A 20,737-nucleotide genomic window follows, 5' to 3' on the forward strand; every position below is an offset into this window, starting at 1 on the left:
TCAGCCGACGAGCCGCGCGCTCTGCCCATCCCCCACGATTCCCTGTACAATTCCGCGATCATCAAAACCGCGACCTGCACAGGAGCCTCCATGAGCCAAGCGCCGTACATCATCAGCCCCCAGGCACTGCACGCTGTTCTCCAACAAACCGATCTGGTCATCATCGATCTGTGCGATCCGCAATTGTTCGCGCAGGGACACATTCCCGGCGCTCGCCATCTGCCTTACGGCCAGATCGTCCGCCACACGCCGCCGACCTTCGGCCTGATGCCGTCAGCTGAACACCTCAGCCAGATTTTCAGCAGCCTGGGCATCACACCAAACAGCTGGGTCGTGGCCTGTGACGACGAAGGCGGCGGCAAAGCAGCCCGCCTGTTGTGGACGCTGGAAGCAGCCGGTCATCGCAAACTCTCCCTGCTGGACGGCGGCATCCACAGCTGGAAAGCCGCCAAACTGCCATTGAGCACCGACAGCCAGCCCATCGAACACAGCCATTACCCGCTGACATTCAGCAATCCGTCGGTGATCGCCGAGCGCAGCTACATCCAGAACCACCTCAGTGACAAATCGGTGCGTATCCTCGACGCCCGCAGCCCCGCAGAATACGCCGGCACCGACGTGCGCGCCGCACGCGGTGGTCATATTCCTGGTGCCGTCAATATCGAATGGACCGATGCCCTGGATCGCAACAACGCCCTGCAGCTCAAACCACTGACTGAATTACAGGCCATGTTCTCCGCCAAAGGCATCCATCCCGAACTCGAAGTGATTGTTTACTGTCACAGCCATCACCGTTCAGCGCTGTCGTTTGCCGTGCTCAGACATCTGGGATTTACCAAACTGCGTGGCTATCCCGGCTCCTGGTCAGACTGGGGCAATCAGAACGACACCCCGATTGAGTAAAACTCTTTTTCACGCCTCCGCGCGGTTGCGCTCACCAATATCGCGCATAATCGCCACAAAACGCCCTTCGTCGTTATGCAGTGCAAAGTACTGCATAACGACTTCTGCAGGAATAAGATGCCCATCACGCTGCCGATAGTGAGTTTCGAAACTCATACTCTGCTGTTGGCCGCTCAACAAGGGTGAGATTTTTTCTCGCAACTGCGCCTCACTGAATTCCACCATCAGCTCAAAAGCGCGCATCTGCAGCACATCGTCATTTTGATAACCTAGCTGCTGCATCGCCCTGGCATTGGCATACAACAATTCCAACGACGCTGGTGCAAACATAAACACACCATCCTGCGCTCGATCCAGCGAGCGCTTAAAATACAGCAACTCATCCTCTGATTGGCTGAGCTGCCGCATGACCCGCCGATTGTTTCGGTAAAAAATTGCAGCGCTGCCCAGCATGGTCAGTAAAGCCAAGCCAAATCCCAGCTCACCCTCCCATTGCTGTCTGCGCAACTGTACAATCCTGTCGCTCAGCACCGTATCTGCATCATCAACAACCTGCTGGTGCAACTGCTGAATATCGTCGACAAACTTGCTGATCTCATTAAAAAAATACGTTGGCGTTCCTGGCACAACTCCGCCCTGCTGTACCAACGCCACCTGTTTCAAAAAATCATCCAGCCCGCCTGCCAACTGGGATAGGTTTTCCAAAACCCGCAGATACTGTCCAGGCGTATCACGCAAATGCTGTTGCAGCATGCGGGTCAATCTGTGAGTTTCATTTTGTAAAATTGCCCTGTGTGCCTCAATAGCGCGAACAACCGATACGGGGGGAGTTTGCCCCACCAGCGGCGACACCAGCCCGCGAATCGAAGCCAACTGTTCAGTCATGACAGGAATGCGATGAACCGCCGCATTAACCAGGTAAAACGACTCCAACTGTCCATCCAAGGTCAGATTAGAGCGATCCGCTGCCTGGACAATCAGCCGCTGCATCTCACCAACCAACTGACTGTAGCGATCAAACGCAGGAGTGTTGGAGCGCGACTGACCGGCTTCAACTAACAGACTCGAGACATTTTTTCCCCACTCGGCCAACTCACCATCGAGCCCTAGCGCACTGATTTGTGGTGCCTGCACGCCGGCACGTATCGCCGCTCGCAAACGATCAGAATGCTCGACTATCGTCGGCAAAAGCCGCCCGTTGCCAGCAAGACTGTAGAGATTATCCAATCCTCGGATTTTCTGCAGCATCAGCATCATGCCGTACAGACGCTGAATCTCACGCAAGCCAAGCCGTTCTCGCTGCAGGAACTCAATGTCCGACTCATATTTTTGGTGATATTGCCAAAAGCCAAAAGAAACCAGAAACAGTGGAATCAGAATCACCAGCAAAAACAGCCCTAAGACAGAGTTTTTATTTCGATTCAATGCTATTGCCATCAGTGGCCCCCTTGCCTGCGTAATTCCATCCATGCACAACCACGCAAACATTATTGCTAACGGCCACGAAACGTCCTTGTCGGCAATACATCAAGCCTGTTTGGCCACATTTATTTTTTTTATTTTCTGCGCCGACAGCATGATTTCAAGCGACTTGCCGATCACATCCATCGCTTATTCCAGCGAACTGTCGATTTTCAGCAATCTCATTCCTTCCAACATCACGGGCAATCACCCAAAATCGGCCTCACCCGCAATGTATAAAATCCACCGACTTTAGCCCCATGTACGCTCTTCATTAGATTTACTTAACCGAAAACAAGGTAAAAATCCAATCTATCAACCAGAATCAGTAACGATCGACGGCCAAACCAATACAACATCAAGGACTATGCAGTGCTGGGAAGATCTTTTGTCACCCACACCATAATTCACCTCCCCACCATCGCGTCTGCGATATAATTGCCCCCTCGCTGGCGGGTATTTTCTGCGATCACGCAGCAACCCTCTGTTTATTAAAACTATTTCGATAAATTTCACGCCATGTCAGTCGTCGATAGCAAAAAGACCAAAGGCCACACTCCAATGATGCAGCAGTACCTGCGCATCAAGGCCGACTACCCTCACACCATCGTGTTTTACCGCATGGGCGATTTTTACGAGCTGTTCTTCGACGATGCCCGCAAGGTTTCGCGTCTGCTCGACATTACCCTGACTGCGCGCGGCGAATCCAACGGTGAACCCATCCCCATGGCCGGCGTACCGTATCATTCGGTGGAACCCTATCTGGCCAAACTGGTTCGCCTGGGCGAATCGGTCGCCATTTGCGAACAGGTCGGCGATCCGGCCACCTCCAAGGGCCCGGTCGAACGTCAGGTGGCGCGGGTGGTCACGCCCGGCACCGTCACCGACGAAATGCTGCTGGAAGAGCGCCGCGACAACCTGCTCGGTGCGCTGTACTTTGACGGTACGCACTACGGCGTCGCCAGTCTGGACTTGGCCAGTGGTCGTTTCTATGTGTTGCAAACTGACACCGAGGAAGGACTGCTGGCGGAAATCGAGCGGTTGCGTCCGTCCGAATTGCTGGTCAGCGAAGAGATGAGCCTGCCAGTCATCCTGCAAAAACGCCCCGGCCTGCGCAAACAGCCACCCTGGCTGTTTGATCTGCACAGTGCCCAACGCCAACTGAACCAGCAGTTCAACACCAAGGATCTGTCCGGCTTTGGTTGCGAGGATTTGCACAGCGCCGTCGCCGCCGCCGGCTGTTTGCTGCAATACGTCAAGGACACGCAGAAAAGCGCCCTGCCGCATCTGCGCGGTCTGCGCACCGTGCGCCTGGACGACGCCATCAACCTGGATGCAGCCACCCGCCGCAATCTGGAACTGGAAATCAACATGAACGGCGGCACCAGCAACACCCTGGCCTCGGTGCTGGACAACACCGCCACCGCCATGGGTGGCCGCCTGTTGCGACGCTGGATCAACCAACCTATTCGCCAGCACGCCATTTTGCGCCAACGTTATCAGGCCATCGACACCCTGCTGGAGCAAAGCCGCTTTGAGGAAATTTTCGACACCCTGCGCAGCGTCGGTGACATCGAACGCATCCTCGCCCGCGTCGCGTTACGCAGCGCCCGTCCACGCGATTTGGCGGTGCTGCGCGACACGCTGGGACTGATGCCGCAGATTCATGCGCATCTGACCGAACTGGATTCACCGCTGCTGCAACAACTGCAACAGGACATGGATCTGCACGCCGATGTTTTCGCCCTGCTGTCGGCGGCGATTATCGACAATCCACCGGTAGTGATTCGCGACGGCGGCGTCATCGCCGCCGGCTTTGATGCCGAGCTGGACGAACTGCGCCTGCTGCGTGAAAACAGCGATCAGTTTTTGGTGGATCTGGAAACCCGCGAGCGCGAACGCACCGGCATCAGCACACTGAAAGTTGGCTATAACCGCATTCACGGCTACTACATCGAATTGTCCCGAGTGCGCGCCGATCAGGTGCCACTGGACTACCAGCGCCGCCAAACCCTGAAGGGTGCCGAGCGCTACATCACGCCGGAATTAAAAACTTTCGAAGACAAAGTCCTCAGTGCCAAAGAGCGCGCACTGGCCAAGGAAAAAGCACTGTACGATGCCATTCTCGAACAGTTACAGCCGCCGCTGGCAGCAATGCAAACCACCGCCGAAGCCTTGGCGCAACTGGACGTGCTTAACAATCTGGCCGAGCGCGCCACCACGCTGAAACTGTGCCAGCCACAACTGCAAAGCCAGCCCGGACTGGTGATCAAAGGGGGTCGTCATCCTGTGGTCGAACAGGTACTGTCCGAGCCCTTCGTGCCCAACGATCTGGAACTGCACGACCAACGCCGCATGCTGATCATCACCGGCCCCAACATGGGCGGTAAATCGACCTACATGCGTCAGACTGCGATCCTCGCATTGATGGCGCACATCGGCAGCTATGTCGCCGCCGACAGCGCCGCAATCGGCCCGATGGACAGAATTTTCACCCGCATCGGTGCATCGGACGATCTGGCCGGTGGTCGTTCGACCTTCATGGTGGAGATGACCGAAACCGCCAACATCCTGCACAACGCCACCGCCGAAAGTCTGGTACTGATGGACGAAATCGGTCGCGGCACTTCAACCTTCGACGGCCTGTCACTGGCCTGGGCCTGTGCTGAACATCTGGCGCAAGACGTGCGCGCGTTCACCCTGTTCGCCACTCACTATTTCGAACTGACCACCCTGCCCGAAGAACACCCCAGCATCGCCAACGTGCATTTGACAGCAGTGGAACACGGCAACAAAATTGTTTTCATGCACACGGTGAAGGAAGGCCCTGCCAGCCAGAGTTATGGTCTGGCCGTCGCCAGCCTGGCCGGCGTGCCGCAAGTGGTGGTGGACATGGCCAAACGCCGCCTGCATCAACTGGAAAATCAGGCCGTGCAGCAACCCGCCGTGATCAGTGCACCGGTACAGCAGCAACTGGGGTTGTTTGACATGCCGGTGGAATCGCCTGCGCTGGTCGCGTTGAAAAAAATGGACATCAACGACATGACGCCGCGCGACGCTATCAACGCGCTCTATAGCCTGCAGGCGTTGATGAAAAAATAAAGTGTCGCAGCCGCCCCACATTCTCACTAAAATAGCGGCACGCAAAAAAAATCAGGAGTAAAGAATGGCCTACGTCGTCTCTGACAACTGCGTCAAATGCAAATATACCGATTGTGTTGAAGTGTGCCCGGTGGACTGCTTCCACGAAGGCCCCAACTTTCTCGTCATTGATCCTGACGAATGCATTGATTGCACATTGTGCGAACCTGAATGCCCCGCCGGTGCCATTTTCTCTGAAGATGACGTGCCTGCCGGCCAGGAAGCCTACATTGCACTCAACGCCGAACTTGCCAAACTCTGGCCGGTAATCACCGAGAGAAAAGACGCCCTGCCTGACGCCAAAGAATGGGACGGCAAGACCAACAAAATGCAGTACATCGAACGTTAACCTCGTCACGATGACATCGCCCCCGGTTCACGCGCTGGCCTTTGCCGATCATGTGCTGGCCAGCGTGGCCGGGGAAATCATCCGCCAGCATCGTCACCAATTGCCCGACCTGAGTCAGGTCGTGGTACTGCTGCCCGATTTGCTGCCCGCCGTGCGCTTGCGCCGCTTGCTGCTGCAGGAAGCACAGGCACAGAATTGTCCCGCCTTGTTGGGACCGCACATCACCACACTGAAACAGCACATCGAAGGCGAATCCCTGCTGGACACGCCGGTGCTCAGCGGCGATGCGCGCGAACTGGTGCTGGTCGAAGCACTCAAGCAACACCCGGAACTGTTCAATCACGGCAACCCCTGGGCCATTGCCGATTCGCTGCTGAAATTATTCGACGAGCTGGTGATGTACCAGTGCCAGTTGCCGCAAAACCTGGACGACTTCATCATCCAGTTGCAGCACATCTACGGCACCCAGTCGGCGGCGCTGTCGCGCGAAGCGCAACTGGTACACACCTTGTGGCTGGCTTGGCAGGAACAACTGCGCGCCCACGGCCAAATCGATCTGAACACTGCCTATCTGTTGCGCCTGGCCCAGCATCGCCCACCAGCGCAACGGCGCTACTACGTCGCCGGCTATGCCGGACTGACACCCGCTGAAGCCCAATGGCTGGCGCCGCTGCTGAACAGTGGTCAGGCGCAATTTTTTATGCACGGCGCACCGCAGTCGCAACCGTCACTGCCCGGTTATCCGTTGCAACAACTGCTGCAGCGTCTGCAACAACCCGCAACCAACATCAACAACGCGCAAGCCAAACAGTTGTACAGCCAGTGGCTGGACATGGTGTTTGGCAGTACCGAAACCGATCTGGGCAGTCGCTGTCGCCAATTCGCCCAACAACATCCGCGCAGTCCCGCCCAAGGAAAACTGCACCTGTTCAAGGCGGACAGTTTTGAACAGGAAGCCCAGGCCATCGTGCTCAAAGTGCTGCACATCAAGGCGCAAAAAAAACAGCGCATCGGTTTGGTGATCGAAGACCGCCGCCTGGCGCGTCGCCTGCGGGCGCTGCTTGAGCGCCGCCAAATCGCGCTGCGTGATTCCACCGGCTGGTCGCTGTCCACCACCTCAGCCGCCGCCGCACTGGAAAACTGGCTGCAATGCCTGGAAGAAGATTTCGCTCATCAACCGCTGCTGGACCTGCTCAAATCACCCTACCTGTGTGACGAAGCGGCTCGCAGCGATTACCTCAAGCAGGTCTACCGACTGGAGCTGGACGTGGTGCGCATGGAAAACATTCCGCGCAATCTCGCCCGTTACCAGGCCGCACTGCACTCACGCCAGCAACGTCTGGAAAATGTATTGCCGTTCGATGCCCGTCCGCTGCAGCAACTGCTCGATCACCTGGGACAGGCCGCAGAACCCATCCTGCACATTCGTCGCCAGCAACACCCTGCAGTGGTCTGGCTGCAGGCATTGCAACAAAGTCTGGAACGACTGGGACTGACCCAAGGCTTTGGCAACGATGACGGCGGTCAACAAATTCTGCTGGTGCTGCATGACTTGGAACAGGCAGGCCGACACAGCGAATTGCCGCTGGGCTGGGGAGATTTTCGCACCTGGCTGGGCCGTGCCCTGGAAAAACACACCTTCAAGCCACAAGATCCGCACGAACAATACGTCGATCTGCTACACTTGCCGCAAAGCCAGCTGGGCCATTTTGAAGCCCTGATCATCGGTGGCGTCAGCAGCGAATATTTTCCTGCCAGTCGCGGCAGTAGCCCATTTTTCAACAACGCCGTGCGCAGCCAGCTTGGGCTGCCCACCCGCCAGCAGGCACAGGACCAACAGCTCTACCATTTCCGCCGCCTGCTCGAATCCGCACCCGACATCTGGCTAACCTTTCATCAGGGCGAAGAGGAAAACCTGCCCAGCCCCTGGTTCACCCTGTTGCAAGCCGCCCATCAATTGGGCTGGCAGCAATCGTTAACCGATACGGCACTGGAACAATGGCTGAACACCCCGGAACAGGTTCGCTGGCCGACCCACAGCTCGCTGCCCCACGCCAGCGATCAACCACTGCCCAGCCTACCAACCACACTGTTTCCACAGCACCTCTCGGCCACCTCGCATCAGCAATTGATCGACTGCCCGTATGCGTTCTTCGCCGCCAAAGGCTTGAAGCTGCAGGCACCGGAGGAAGTACGCGAAGCACTGGAGAAAAACGATTACGGCCACCGCATTCATCAAATGCTTGAGGCATTCCACACCCAACTGCCTGGTCTGCCGCCGCCGTTTGCCAAGGTGGTCAACGCCACCAATCAACATGACGCCGAAGCACACCTGAACATGATTTGCGAAGCGGTGTTTGCCCGCGACATTGAAGACAATTTCCAGCATCGCGGCTGGTTGCGTCGCGCCCAGCATTTGATTCCTGCCATCATCCGGTGGGAACTCAAACGCCAGCAGGATCATTGGCGCTTCCATCGCGCCGAAGTCTCGCAACGGGCGCCACTGGCGGACATCTGCCAGCTCTATGGCCGGCTCGATCGTATTGACCAGCGCGACCAGGGATACGCCATTCTCGACTACAAAACCGGCAGAATACCTAGCCAGCAGGATGTCGACAGCGGCGAAGCGGTGCAGCTGGCGCATTATGCGCTGACCCTGGCCGACGTCGATGTACAACAGGTCGAATACGTTCTCCTTGACGGTGACAACGTTCGCGGCAGCCGCATCGAAGGCGAACACCTGGCCGAATTGACCCAGCGCATCGCCGAGCGCCTGCAAACGGTGGGCGAACAGATTCTTGATCAACAGCCACTGCCTGCCTGGGGCGACCCGGAAACCTGTTCTTACTGCAGCTTTCGTGGCCTGTGCCGCAAAGATCACTGGCTAAGGCTCCTGATCAAGCCTTAGCCAACTGATTTTTCATTCACAGTTTTTCTTGCTGTTTTATTTCGGAGTCACTATACTACGCAACCTTAAAGCCGGGGTGGCGGAATTGGTAGACGCGCCGGATTCAAAATCCGGTGATGGTGACATCGTGCGAGTTCGATTCTCGCCCTCGGTACCAAATCGCTAAAAAGCCATATGTTAAACACATATGGCTTTTTTTATGGGTGCGACTCTTCTATCATCAATGGTTCTCGCCACTAATGATGGAATGTTCATGAACAACGGCACTCGTTTTCTCCTCGAAGTTCAACCACGCATCCCTGAGCGCCTGTCTCGTATCAATGAGCTTGCCAACAACCTGTTGTACAGTTGGACCCCGCAAATCGTACAACTTTTCGAACGCCTGGATTCACAACTGTGGCGCAACTGCGGCCATAACCCCAAAGTTTTTTTGCGCCGAGTTGATCAAGCCATTATTCAACAAGCGGCTGAAGATCGCCTGTTTCTGGAAGATTTCGATCGCGCCATCAACATTCACGACAATTATCTCGCCGCCAAACCTGTTGCCGAAATTCAGCAATTTTTAGATCCGAAAAAAGATCTGGTCGCCTATTTTTGCGCTGAATTTGGTTTACACGAAAGTCTGCCCATTTATTCCGGCGGCCTGGGCATTCTCGCCGGCGACCACTGCAAAGCCGTTAGCGATTTGGGCGTACCGTTTATTGGCGTCGGCCTGCTATACCGTCAAGGCTATTTCATTCAAACCATCAATGCCCAGGGCAATCAGCTGGCACATTATTCACCCAGTCACTTTAACGATCTGCCCATCCAGCCCGCCGTTGACGCACATGGTCGCGAAGTGATGGTGCAAGTCGACATTCAGGATCGACAGGTGAACGTCAAAGTCTGGCGCGCCCGCGCTGGTCACATCGATTTGCTGCTGCTGGATACCGACCTGCCCTCCAATAACGAACAAGACCGCCACATCACCTATCAACTTTACGGCGGCGACAAACACATGCGCATTCAGCAGGAAATGGTGCTGGGTCTGGGCGGTGTTCGTGCGCTACGCGAGATGCAAAAAAATCCTACCGTATGGCATATCAACGAAGGCCATGCGGCGTTCTCCATTCTCGAACGCTGCCGCGAACTGGTTGCCCAGGGACGTAATTTCCATTCCGCGCTGGAACAAGTTGCTGCCGGAACCGTGTTTACCACCCACACGCCCGTGCCCGCAGGCCACGACATTTTCAGCCACGACCTGATGCGCGAATATTTTCCTTCGCTGCCGGCAAAGCTGCAGATTTCCGATACGCAATTTTTACAACTGGGCAGCTTCCCTGGCGATCCTCACAGCTTTAATCAAACCGCACTGTCGCTGCGTGGCTCACGATTCCATAACGGCGTCAGCAAAATTCATGGCGGCGTTGCTTCCAAAATGGAAACCTACGTTTGGCCAAACATTCCAGCGCGCGAAAACCCCATTGAGCATGTCACCAATGGCATTCACGTTTCGACGTTTTTGTCGCACGAGTGGGCCAACCTGTTCAACATGCGCCTTGGTGCTGGCTGGCGCGGTGAATTGCGTAACGAGGAATACTGGGAAAGCATCGACGACATTCCCGATCACGTTTACTGGAGCACGCACCAGTCGATTAAGCAGGATTTGTTTGAGTACCTTCATGCACGTTTGCAATTACAGCATCGACGCAATGGCTGCAGCGACGCCGAAATTGAGCGCCTGACCAAATACATCAACCCCAAGGACACCGACGTGCTGGTGATTGGTTTTGCACGCAGGTTTGCGACCTACAAGCGGGCCACACTGCTGTTCTCCAATCCAGAACGTTTGGCGCGATTGATCAACAATTCGACCACGCCCGTCATTTTCATTTTTGCCGGCAAGGCGCATCCCAAAGATCATCCGGGACAGGAATTGATTCGCACCATTCACGAATTTTCGCGCCGCCCGGAATTTGAAGGCAAAATCGTTCTCGCTGAAGGCTATGACATGGCTTTGGCGCGCAAGCTGGTGGCCGGCGTGGATGTTTGGCTCAACAATCCGGAGTATCCGATGGAAGCCAGCGGCACTTCCGGCGAAAAAGCTGGCGTCAACGGCGTCATCAATTTGAGCGTACTTGATGGCTGGTGGGGTGAAGGTTACAACGGCAACAACGGCTGGGCCATCAAACCACACGGCCCCGAATTTGATCCTGCGTTCCGCGATCGTCAGGAAGGCGAAGATTTGTTGAGCCTGCTGGAACATCAGGTCGTGCCACTGTATTACAGTCGCCCTGATACACTTTACGCCGGCCACGACAGACGCTCTTCCCGTCGCACACCTCATGGATTTTCATCCGACTGGGTGCGCATGTCCAAAGCATCAATGAAAAGCCTGATTCCGCGTTTCAATTCCGAACGCATGGTGATGGATTACGTCAGCAAACTGTACAGTAAGGCTGCCAAACAAGGACGCCGACTGGCCGAATCCGGCGGCGAACCAGCAACCAATCTTGCGCAGTGGAAACAAGGCGTCAACGAGGCTTGGCCCAAAGTCACTATCCGCCGACTGGATGATTTGCAGCACACCAGCATTCTTGCCGGCGAAACGCTCAACATTCAGGTGGCGCTAAATTTGGCCGGACTACAGCCCAAAGATGTGATTATCGAATGCCTGATTGAAACCCAGGACTCGCTGCACCACTACCACCTGCAGGAGTGCCATCGTTTCAGTGCAACCAACATTCGCCAGCATGAGGAAACGATTTTCCAGTTGTCACTGTCGCCCTCGCTGTCAGGACTGCAGTCTTACCGCATTCGCGCCTATCCCTACCACCAACACCTGTCACATCGATTTGAGACAGGCAAATTGTTATGGATTTAGCGCGGTAACAACCGACCATACAACCCCAGCCACTGGCGACACTGTGTCGCCAGTTCGGGCTGAAATTGATCCCAGGCAAAACGCCAACTCCAGTTGCCTTTTTCGGTTCCTGGCACATTCATCCGATGCTGACCATCCAGCATCAATAAATCCTGCAACGGCAACACACACCAGCGCGAACGTGACGCCAAGGCGCTGCGCACCAGCGCTACCGGCATCGCACTTTCATTGCACATCAAATAATCGCACACATGCTGACGCACCGAGGCCGGCTGTTCTTGCCACCAACCCAGCGTGGTATTGTTGTCGTGTGTGCCTGTATAGACCACACTGTTCTGCGCATGATTATGTGGCAGATAGGGATTATCCGCGCCGCCACCAAACGCAAACTGCAAAATCTTCATGCCGGGCAAATGAAATGCCTCGCGCAATGCTTCGACTTGCTCGGTAATCACGCCTAAATCTTCGGCCACCAGCGGCAACTGCTCGCCAAACTTGTTCTGCAGTGCTTCAAAAAATGCCGCGCCAGGACCCAATTCCCAATGACCATTGATCGCTGTTTTTTCCTCGGCGGCAATTTCCCAATACGCTTCAAAACCCCGGAAGTGATCGATGCGAATCACATCAAACAAGCCAAGCTGGGTGGCCATACGCTGATTCCACCAGGCGAAATTTTGTTGTGCCAACACATCCCAGTTGTACAGCGGATTACCCCAGCGCTGCCCGGTGGCAGAAAAATAATCGGGCGGCACGCCCGCCACCACCGTTGGCTGGCCACGCTCATCCAGCCGGAAAATTTCGGGATTGCCCCAGACATCCGCGCTGTCATGCGCGACAAAAATTGGCATATCGCCAAACAGGCCCACGCCTTTTTGCCGGGCATAATCGCGAATTCCCTGCCACTGGGTAAAAAATACAAACTGCTCGAAACGAAACGCTTCAACCTCTTTTGCCAATTGGCTTGCCCACTGCTGCAATGCACTGGCATCGCGATCACGCAACGGCTTTGGCCAATCACACCAGGACACGCCGTTATAATGCAGCTTCAACGCGCGAAACAGCGAATAGTCGTCCAACCAGCTCGACTGCGTTTGACAAAATTCACGATACGCGCGCTTATCGCTCTCAGTAGCCTGACGACCAAATCCTTGCGCCGCAAAATATTTACGCTCATCCGCCACACTGCGAGATTCGGCATCCGTCAGCCAAGAGCGGGAAACGGCATACTGCCAGTCAATCAGCGCAGGATCGCCGGCATGCACAGACATCGATTGATAGGGAGAACGATCACCATGAGGCGGCCCCAGCGGCAATACCTGCCACAAGGAAAATCCCGCTTCCGCGAGAAAATCAACAAACCTGTACGCGTCCACGCCCAGTACGCCAGACGGCAAACTGGTCGGATGCAGTAACACGCCAGCACTACGGGTTTGAACATCAAACACAGGACTTCCTCGGCTTGTTAGTTTTGCTTGCCTTGACGCATCACACCGCCTGCAGCGGGATCACCGCCACCCTGACTGATTGCCTGCTGCAAAACTTCGGGCACAGGCAAACCAATCAACTGATACAACGCAGCCAGATGGGTGCGATACAAGCGATCAAAATCGCGCACAGAGTTCGATGGATTGTAATCACCAAACCACCAGAACCAGTCTGAACCTTCACAAATCGCCAACTGCTGAGTCGCACGCTCCAGCGCCTCACCTTTAAGCAAATGTTTGGTCACCTGCAAATCAAAGGCGTGCTTGGCTTCGCATAACAAATCCCAACCACGATTTTTTTCCTTATCGCCAATCCAGGTGGAAAATGTGCCGTACACCCATGATCCAGCCACCAGTCTCTCCAGCGAGATCGGCACAGCCGGCGAGTCAACAACATCACTGAAGTGACTCATTTTCAGTTTTGGATTTTGACTCAGCTTGCTGTACAAGGCATGTAAAAAATAATAGGCGTTATCGGGGTAATATTCCCAGGCGTTCTCGCCATCGAGAATAATCGAAACAACGGCGTTTTTCTTATCACCACAGGCGCTGGCAATATTTTCCAGGTGATGCATCAAATTATTCACTGCATCATCGGAGTGCCATGAAGAATAGGTAAATCCGATCAGGTCAGACAAGCCATCATCACGAAAGAACAAACGCAGCGGATTTTGGCCAAACTGAAATGAGGAATGCAGGCACGAGCCTTCCAGTCGCCCCTGTAGCGTTGGCGATTGCGCCACGCTGCTACGCATCACTGTCTCGCCACTGGCAAGCCATTGGACACCGAATTCAGCGTACTGTTTGATCGTTTCTTCACTGACCGAACCTTCCGAGGGCCAACAGCCGCGCGGACGAAAACCAAAATAGCGTTCAAAAACCTGAAAGCCTTTTTCGATATGCCAGCGAGTCCGATCTTCGCCACCCGGATAATGCGGAAACTCCGGCAATGGCGCCTGCGGCATCGCTTCGCGAGCCGAATTGAATTCCAGCAGCAAGGGCACAATCGGATGCATGTATGGTGAACACGCCAACTCAACCTGACCTCGCTCCGCCAAACGACGGTAGCGAGGAATCACCTGACGAATCAGCTCCCCCATCAAGGTCAGCAACTGTTTGCAATCTTCCCGAGTGAATCCCTGCGCTTTTTTCTGCAGCATTTGAATGAAGCTATCCTGCCGCCGAACCGTCTCCGCCATCCATGCCAGGTGATACCAAACCAGTAAATCGACAAAAAACTGCTCTTCGACATACGCCAGCGAAGCGGGATTTTTTTGCAACCAGCGCGCAAACGTCGCCAATTGATCAAAAGGCGCAAAGCGCTTGATCAGGCGTTCTTCGTTGGCCCGCAGACATGCCTCTATCAGTTGCAACCGCGAAGTCTGATCCACTGCCAGCGGGCGGATCACCAATAACGACAGCAGCGGATCACTGATCGGCGTGCCATGCAGCAAAAACTGCTGGATCTGCTGACCATAATCATCCAACTGCTCCAGCAACACCGGAGCAAAATTCACCACCACCTTGGCGGCCGGCACAGCCTCAAGCATTGCCGCCATATCGACGTAATCTTTTACCGCATGCAAATACGTCCACGGCAATTCATATTGCCCCGTGGCCGCATTGCGATAATGTGGCTGATGCATATGCCACATGATCACCACTTTCAGTGGCGTCTTATCCGACATAACGCCGATCCTCTCCCAACATATCTGGAGTTACCAATACCACCCCACCGGGGCTGACATAAAATCGCTTGGCATCCTCCGCCGCATTTTCACCGATCACCGTACCATCAGGAATATTACACCCCTTGTCGATGACTACCCGCTTCAAGCGGCAGCGCTCGCCAATAATTACATCGGGCAAAATCACCGCATCTTCAACTTCTGAAAACGAATTAATCTTCACATTGGAAAACAGCAAGGAGTGTCGCACCATCGCACCAGAAATTATGCAGCCACCTGACACCATGGAATCCACCGCTGCACCACGCCGATCATCATCATCAAATACAAATTTTGCTGGCGGCAGCTGTTCCTGGTAAGTCCAAATCGGCCATTCGCGATCGTACAAGTTCAGCTCTGGCGTCACGCCAATCAGCTCCATATTGGCCTCCCAGAAAGAATCCACCGTGCCCACATCCCGCCAATACGCTTGACTATTCGTTTCCGGATCGCGGAAGGGATACGCAAACACGCGGTGCTCGTTGATAATACCGGGAATGATGTTTTTGCCGAAATCATGGTCCGAACTGTCATTCACCGCATCACTAATCAACTGCTGATACAAAAAATCCGGATTGAAAATATAAATCCCCATGGATGCCAGCGACACGCCTGGTTTGCCCGGCATAGACGCCGGATTGGCCGGTTTTTCGTCAAACGCTACAACTCGTCCACTCGGTTCGACGGACATAACGCCGAACGCTCTGGCAGACTCCACATCCACTTCGATACAGCCGACCGTCATGTCAGCCTTTTTTTCCACGTGGTACGCCAGCATCGTACCGTAATCCATTTTGTAGATATGATCACCGGCCAGCACCACAATGTGGCCAGGGCGATGTCGGCGGATAATATCCAGATTTTGATACACAGCATCAGCAGTGCCTGCATACCATGAAGTCTCGATGCGCTGCTGCGCTGGTAAAATCTCTACGTATTCACCCAACTCGCCACGCAAAAACCCCCAGCCCTGCTGTACATGGCGAATCAGCGAGTGTGATTTATACTGAGTCACCACAGCAACTCGACGAATCCCTGAATTGATACAATTTGATAGCGGGAAATCAATGATGCGAAACTTGCCACCAAATGGCACGGCCGGTTTGGAGCGCCAGCGAGTCAATTGCTGCAATCGACTACCTCGGCCACCTGCCAATATGATCGCGAATGCGTTGCGCGTCAGGCGGCTAACATAACGTGTTGGTTTATCTTCCACATGTCCCTCCTGGGTTATCCAAACTTCTCACCAAGCGTCAACGACGACCTCGCCGCCGATCTTTTTCAATAATAAATTGCTTTAAAAATACTTATCATATAAATCTATTACTACTGTTTGTACAATCAATTTGTTCCACGATGTTGAATATCCGCCTTTGAACGAGCTTTTTGCTGGTTCTGGCCCCAACCGATGGATAAACGGTCCCCGTTGAAACGCCCTATGACTAATTTTGAGATTGATTCCCCACTTCGACAGCAATTCGAACTGATTTGCTCCGCACGTCATCACGACCCCTTTGCGGTATTGGGACGCCACCAACAGGACAAAATTTGCAGCGTTCGCTTCTACAACCCTCATGCCAGCTCTGCCCGCATTTTGCCGCTGGACGAGCCGATGCTCTCCACTGACATGGAAGGCGTGTTCATCTGGCAAGGCCCCGCACAGAAATTACCTGCAAACTATCAGATCCAATGGCAGCACATTGAAGGCCATCAGATTGTCCAACATGACCCGTATGCATTTGATGCGCAGATTTCTGAATTTGATCTTCACCTGTTTGGCGAAGGCAAACATTGGCATGCCTATCAATTTCTTGGCGCAAATCGCCGGGTTATTGGCGACATTGAGGGCGTTCTCTTCGCCACATGGGCTCCCAATGCCTCACGCGTCAGCGTCGTTGGCGATTTCAATCAATGGGACGGGCGACGCCATCCCATGCGCAATCGCGGCAGTAGCGGCGTGTGGGAGTTATTCATTCCCGGTTGTCAGGCCGGTGATTTGTACAAATTTGAAATTCGCAACCGAGATACCGGCCTCGCTGTTTCCAAAACCGACCCCTACGGCAAAGCGTTTGAGCTGCGCCCAAAATCAGCGTGCTACGTCAACACATCCGATTATGTCTGGCAGGATCAACAATGGCAGCGTGCACGCGAGCAAGCAAACTGGTTGCATCAACCACTATCAATTTATGAGCTTCACCTAGGCTCCTGGCATCGCAATGAGCACGGTGGCTTTCTAAATTATCGCGAGCTGGCCGAGCGCCTGGTGCCATACATCAAGGAGCTGGGATTCACCCACATCGAGCTATTGCCCATCACCGAGCATCCGCTGGATGCCTCCTGGGGCTATCAGGCGCTGGGCTATTTTGCCCCCACCAGTCGTTTCGGTTCGCCCGATGATTTCCGCTATTTCGTCGATTTGTGCCATCAAAACAATATCGGCGTCATTCTCGACTGGGTGCCTGCGCATTTCCCCAGCGACAGCCATGGCCTGGCGCGATTTGACGGCACCGCGCTGTACGAACACGACGATCCACGCAAAGGTTTTCATCGCGACTGGGGCACCTTGATTTACAACTACAGCCGGCCAGAGGTGAAAAATTTCCTGCTATCCAGCGCTTTTTATTGGCTGGAAGAATTCCATCTGGATGGTCTGCGCGTCGATGCCGTCGCCTCAATGCTGTATCTGGATTATTCGCGCGATCCCAATGACTGGATTCCCAATCAATACGGCGGCAGGGAAAATCTTGAGGCCATCGATTTCCTGCGTGAAATGAACAGCGTCACCCACGCTGAACATCCAGGCACGCTGATCATGGCCGAGGAATCCACCGCTTGGCCTGGCGTATCCCGCCCGGTGTATACCGGCGGCCTGGGTTTCAGCACCAAGTGGAACATGGGCTGGATGCATGACACGCTCGATTACATGCAACACGATCCAGTCCATCGCCACTTTCATCACAATCAACTGACGTTTGGCTTGCTGTATTCTTTCACCGAAAACTTTATTTTGCCGTTCTCTCACGATGAGGTTGTCCACGGCAAAGGCTCGCTACGCAGCAAAATGCCCGGCGATGAATGGCAGCAGTTCGCCAACTTGCGCCTGCTGTACACCTACATGTTCACCTATCCCGGTAAAAAGCTGCTGTTCATGGGTTGTGAATTCGGCCAGGGCCCGGAATGGAACCATCAACATTCGCTGGACTGGTATGTGCTGCAATATCCGCATCACCAAGGGCTCAAGCAACTGGTCAGCGATTTAAACTATCACTATCGACAACAACCAGCGCTGCACCATTTTGACTTTGATCATCGCGGTTTTCAGTGGATCAACTGCAATGATGCATCGCAATCAGTGCTTAGCTACATTCGTCAGGATGAAAGCGGATTCGTCATCGTGGTGCTGAATTTCACCCCTGTGGTTCGCCATCATTACCGCATCGGCGTACCGCGTGGTGGGAACTATTGCGAGCTGCTGAATTCTGACGGTCATGCCTATGGTGGTAGCAACCAGGGCAATGGTGGCCAACTCACCGCGGAAAATCATGCCTGCATGGGCTTCGATCATTCGCTCAGCCTCACCCTACCCCCATTGGGAGGGATGATACTCAAACCGATATAGCGGTTATAATTCGCAAATCAACTATCAAGTCTGAAACATATACTGTCGATTCACTGGCAAACGTACATTGAAGATACAAGGAGCACACGAGTGAGCAAGTCACTTTCCAGACTGTCCATAGACAACGGCAATTTGTTTGACAAGCACATCGGCAACGGCGGCGTCAGCGAGGAAGCGTTGCGTGCACTGTCGCCCCGGCTGGACAAACTGCGCCAGCGCTGCCAGCAATGGGTCAAACAAAAAGACTCCACCTTCCTTAATCTGCCAATCACCACCAACCTTGATCAGATCAAACGCAAAGGGCAGCAGATTGCCAACAACTACCGCCGCACCGTCGTTTTCGGCATTGGCGGCTCATCACTGGGCGGCGAAATGCTGGTACGCACCTTGGGCAGCCAGGAGCCGGCCAACACCGTTGAGTTTTATGACAACGTCGACCCCTCAACCCTGGTCGCGCTGGACAAAGTCGACTGGAATGAAACCATGCTGCTGGTGGTTTCCAAATCCGGCAACACCGCCGAGACACTATCGCAATTCCTCACCATGCTGCCCATCATGGAACACCAGCTTGGCAGCGACAAAGTCAAAGAACATGTACTGGTCATCACTGAAAACACCGATGGCGCGCTCTATCAACTGGCCGAACGCCTGGAAATCGAAGTCATTGAACACCCACCCGTCGGTGGCCGCTTCTCGGTACTGTCAGTCGTCGGCCTGTTGCCTGCGTATGTTGGTGGGGTAGACATTGACGGCGTGATGGAGGGTGCGCGCTCGATGATGGAACGCTGCCTGGAAAGCGATATCGTTACCAATCCAGCGTTCTATAACGGCGCAGCGCAATACCTGCACGCCGAACGCAATCGCACCATCAGTGTTGTCATGCCTTACGCCGACAATTTGCGTTTTGTCGTCAACTGGTTCCGCCAGCTATGGGCCGAGAGCTTGGGCAAAATTGACGCCCAGGGCAAAAATCGTGGCCTGACACCAACCGAGGCACATGGCGTTACCGATCAGCACTCGCAATTGCAGTTACTGCTGGAAGGCCCGGACGACAAACTGGTCACATTCCTGTCGGATCCAGGCTTCCGTTTCCGTGGTTTGCGCGTGCCGATGCGCTTCCAGGATATTCCTGCCATCGCACCGCTGGCCGGCCACACCATTGGTGAGCTGTTCGTTTCCGAGCTTAAGGCCACTCGAACCACACTCAGCCGCCGTGGACGCCCCAACCGCACCCTGGCACTGCTCGAGCGCGACGCCTACGCACTGGGCGAGCTGATCATTTTGCTGGAAATGGAAACGGTCGTGGTCGCCGAACTCATGGGCATTGATGCATTCGACCAACCTGCCGTTGAAGAATCCAAAGTCCTCACCCGCGAATACCTGGGCGAACTGCGTTCAGCGACCGGTCTGATCTAATCCTGACGGCATCGGGACACTTGCGATTGTCCCGATGCCTCTCTAAGATGGCGCGATGAATCACCAGATCACGCCCATTGGTTTTGTCGAATCCTGTTTCAAAGAAAAATTTGGCGTCCCTCGCCAACCCGGACTCGTCAGCCAGGCCCCCGCCACCCTGCATTTTTATCCACCGTACGACCAGGACATTGCCTTCGCCGGTCTGGAAGCTTTTTCGCACCTGTGGATCATGTTCCTGTTTCACCTCAACCGTGATGAACAATGGCGCCCACTAGTGCGTCCGCCACGATTAGGCGGCAACGAAAAACGCGGCGTTTTTTCCACCCGATCACCGTACCACCCCAATGCCATCGGCCTGTCAGTCGTCGAGATAGTTTCGATTGAAACAACGGATCACTCGTGCCGAATCCAGATCAAAAATGCCGACCTGGTGCACGGCACACCCATCGTCGACATCAAACCCTACCTGCCTTACGTCGATGCGATTCCCAACGCGCACTCTGGATTTGCCCCCAGCGCACCCGCCAGCAAAATGGCCGTTCACTTCAGCCCGCCAGCGCTGGAACAATGCCTACAAAAATCACTGCAGCACCGCTGCGATGTCCGTCAGCTTATTCAACAAATACTGGAAACCGATCCCCGCCCTGCCTACAAACAAAACATAGCGGAAGACAAAATCTATGGCATGCGGTTATTTGATTTTGATGTGCGCTGGCAGGCCAGCCACGATCACATTGATGTATTACAGCTGGATCAAGCGGAATAAACGCTGTCGCAACAAATCAGAAAAATAACTTGGCGGGAAATTAGCAAAGCGGAAAAAAACAAGCGCATGGCTATCGGGTAGCCATGCGCTTGGGTACTAA

The 20,737-nt window shown here is 54.5% G+C and carries 12 protein-coding genes and 1 tRNA gene; 9 read left to right on the forward strand and 4 right to left on the reverse strand.

Translation table 11 applies throughout. The annotated features are described in order from the left end of the window. Nucleotides 1-90 precede the first annotated feature (90 nt). Nucleotides 91-903, forward strand: a complete 813-nt coding sequence (locus OEW58_06990) for a sulfurtransferase (protein ID MDH5301090.1) — start codon at nucleotides 91-93, stop codon at nucleotides 901-903. 9 nt (nucleotides 904-912) lie between these two features. Here the strand turns inward: OEW58_06990 and OEW58_06995 are convergent, their stop codons facing one another. After that, nucleotides 913-2,340 carry a PAS domain S-box protein gene (locus OEW58_06995; GenBank protein ID MDH5301091.1) on the reverse strand — a complete coding sequence of 476 codons (1,428 nt, stop codon included), beginning with the start codon at nucleotides 2,338-2,340 and terminating at the stop codon, nucleotides 913-915. A gap of 543 nt (nucleotides 2,341-2,883) precedes the next feature. On the opposite strand from OEW58_06995, the gene mutS reads away from it, so the two are divergent. The 5 genes from mutS (at nucleotide 2,884) to glgP (ending at nucleotide 11,625) form a co-directional block, all read left to right on the forward strand. Beyond that, nucleotides 2,884-5,466, forward strand: a complete 2,583-nt coding sequence (gene mutS, locus OEW58_07000) for a DNA mismatch repair protein MutS (GenBank protein ID MDH5301092.1) — start codon at nucleotides 2,884-2,886, stop codon at nucleotides 5,464-5,466. A gap of 64 nt (nucleotides 5,467-5,530) precedes the next feature. Beyond that, the gene (locus tag OEW58_07005) at nucleotides 5,531-5,854 is read left to right on the forward strand and encodes a ferredoxin family protein (GenBank protein ID MDH5301093.1); all 324 of its coding nucleotides are present in this window, start codon (nucleotides 5,531-5,533) and stop codon (nucleotides 5,852-5,854) included. 10 nt (nucleotides 5,855-5,864) lie between these two features. Continuing rightward, complete coding sequence (locus OEW58_07010; protein MDH5301094.1) at nucleotides 5,865-8,762, forward strand: PD-(D/E)XK nuclease family protein; 2,898 nt, start codon at nucleotides 5,865-5,867, stop codon at nucleotides 8,760-8,762. A gap of 70 nt (nucleotides 8,763-8,832) precedes the next feature. Further along, nucleotides 8,833-8,919 (forward strand) — tRNA-Leu (locus tag OEW58_07015). Nucleotides 8,920-9,015: 96 nt separating this feature from the next. Further along, complete coding sequence (gene glgP, locus OEW58_07020) at nucleotides 9,016-11,625, forward strand: alpha-glucan family phosphorylase (GenBank protein MDH5301095.1); 2,610 nt, start codon at nucleotides 9,016-9,018, stop codon at nucleotides 11,623-11,625. Here glgP and malQ read toward each other — a convergent pair. From malQ to glgC, 3 genes are read right to left on the reverse strand one after another with little or no spacing between them, the layout of a single operon-like run. Next, nucleotides 11,622-13,070: a 4-alpha-glucanotransferase gene (gene malQ / locus OEW58_07025; protein ID MDH5301096.1), complete on the reverse strand. Its 1,449-nt coding sequence runs from the start codon at nucleotides 13,068-13,070 to the stop codon at nucleotides 11,622-11,624. The genes glgP and malQ overlap by 4 nt on opposite strands. Before the next feature lie 17 nt (nucleotides 13,071-13,087). Continuing rightward, nucleotides 13,088-14,797, reverse strand: a complete 1,710-nt coding sequence (locus OEW58_07030; GenBank protein ID MDH5301097.1) for a glycoside hydrolase family 57 protein — start codon at nucleotides 14,795-14,797, stop codon at nucleotides 13,088-13,090. Further along, nucleotides 14,787-16,052: a glucose-1-phosphate adenylyltransferase gene (gene glgC, locus OEW58_07035; GenBank protein MDH5301098.1), complete on the reverse strand. Its 1,266-nt coding sequence runs from the start codon at nucleotides 16,050-16,052 to the stop codon at nucleotides 14,787-14,789. The genes OEW58_07030 and glgC overlap by 11 nt, the downstream gene beginning before the upstream one ends. Nucleotides 16,053-16,274: 222 nt before the next feature. Between glgC and glgB the strand changes: the two genes are divergently transcribed. The 3 genes from glgB (at nucleotide 16,275) to tsaA (ending at nucleotide 20,637) form a co-directional block, all read left to right on the forward strand. Next, a complete protein-coding gene (gene glgB / locus OEW58_07040; protein ID MDH5301099.1) occupies nucleotides 16,275-18,455 on the forward strand; it encodes a 1,4-alpha-glucan branching protein GlgB in 2,181 nt (726 codons plus the stop codon). 90 nt (nucleotides 18,456-18,545) lie between these two features. Continuing rightward, on the forward strand, nucleotides 18,546-19,871 hold the full coding sequence (locus OEW58_07045) for a hypothetical protein (GenBank protein MDH5301100.1): 1,326 nt from the start codon (nucleotides 18,546-18,548) through the stop codon (nucleotides 19,869-19,871). Between the two features lie 55 nt (nucleotides 19,872-19,926). Continuing rightward, entirely contained in the window at nucleotides 19,927-20,637 is a 711-nt protein-coding gene (gene tsaA, locus OEW58_07050; protein MDH5301101.1) for a tRNA (N6-threonylcarbamoyladenosine(37)-N6)-methyltransferase TrmO, read from the forward strand. The last annotated feature ends 100 nt before the right edge of the window (nucleotides 20,638-20,737 follow it).

The sequence above is a fragment of the Gammaproteobacteria bacterium genome (genome assembly GCA_029884425.1).
GTDB lineage: Bacteria > Pseudomonadota > Gammaproteobacteria > S012-40 > S012-40 > JAOUHV01.

Excerpts from the sequence above, each read along its gene's own strand:
- tsaA (MDH5301101.1), top strand. The coding sequence starts at position 19,927 with ATGAATCACCAGATCACGCCCATTGGTTTTGTCGAATCCTGTTTCAAA.
- glgB (MDH5301099.1), top strand. The coding sequence starts at position 16,275 with ATGACTAATTTTGAGATTGATTCCCCACTTCGACAGCAATTCGAACTG.
- OEW58_07005 (MDH5301093.1), top strand. The coding sequence starts at position 5,531 with ATGGCCTACGTCGTCTCTGACAACTGCGTCAAATGCAAATATACCGAT.
- OEW58_07010 (MDH5301094.1), top strand. The coding sequence starts at position 5,865 with ATGACATCGCCCCCGGTTCACGCGCTGGCCTTTGCCGATCATGTGCTG.
- OEW58_06990 (MDH5301090.1), top strand. The coding sequence starts at position 91 with ATGAGCCAAGCGCCGTACATCATCAGCCCCCAGGCACTGCACGCTGTT.
- OEW58_06995 (MDH5301091.1), bottom strand. The coding sequence starts at position 2,340 with ATGGCAATAGCATTGAATCGAAATAAAAACTCTGTCTTAGGGCTGTTT.
- OEW58_07030 (MDH5301097.1), bottom strand. The coding sequence starts at position 14,797 with ATGTCGGATAAGACGCCACTGAAAGTGGTGATCATGTGGCATATGCAT.
- glgP (MDH5301095.1), top strand. The coding sequence starts at position 9,016 with ATGAACAACGGCACTCGTTTTCTCCTCGAAGTTCAACCACGCATCCCT.
- mutS (MDH5301092.1), top strand. The coding sequence starts at position 2,884 with ATGTCAGTCGTCGATAGCAAAAAGACCAAAGGCCACACTCCAATGATG.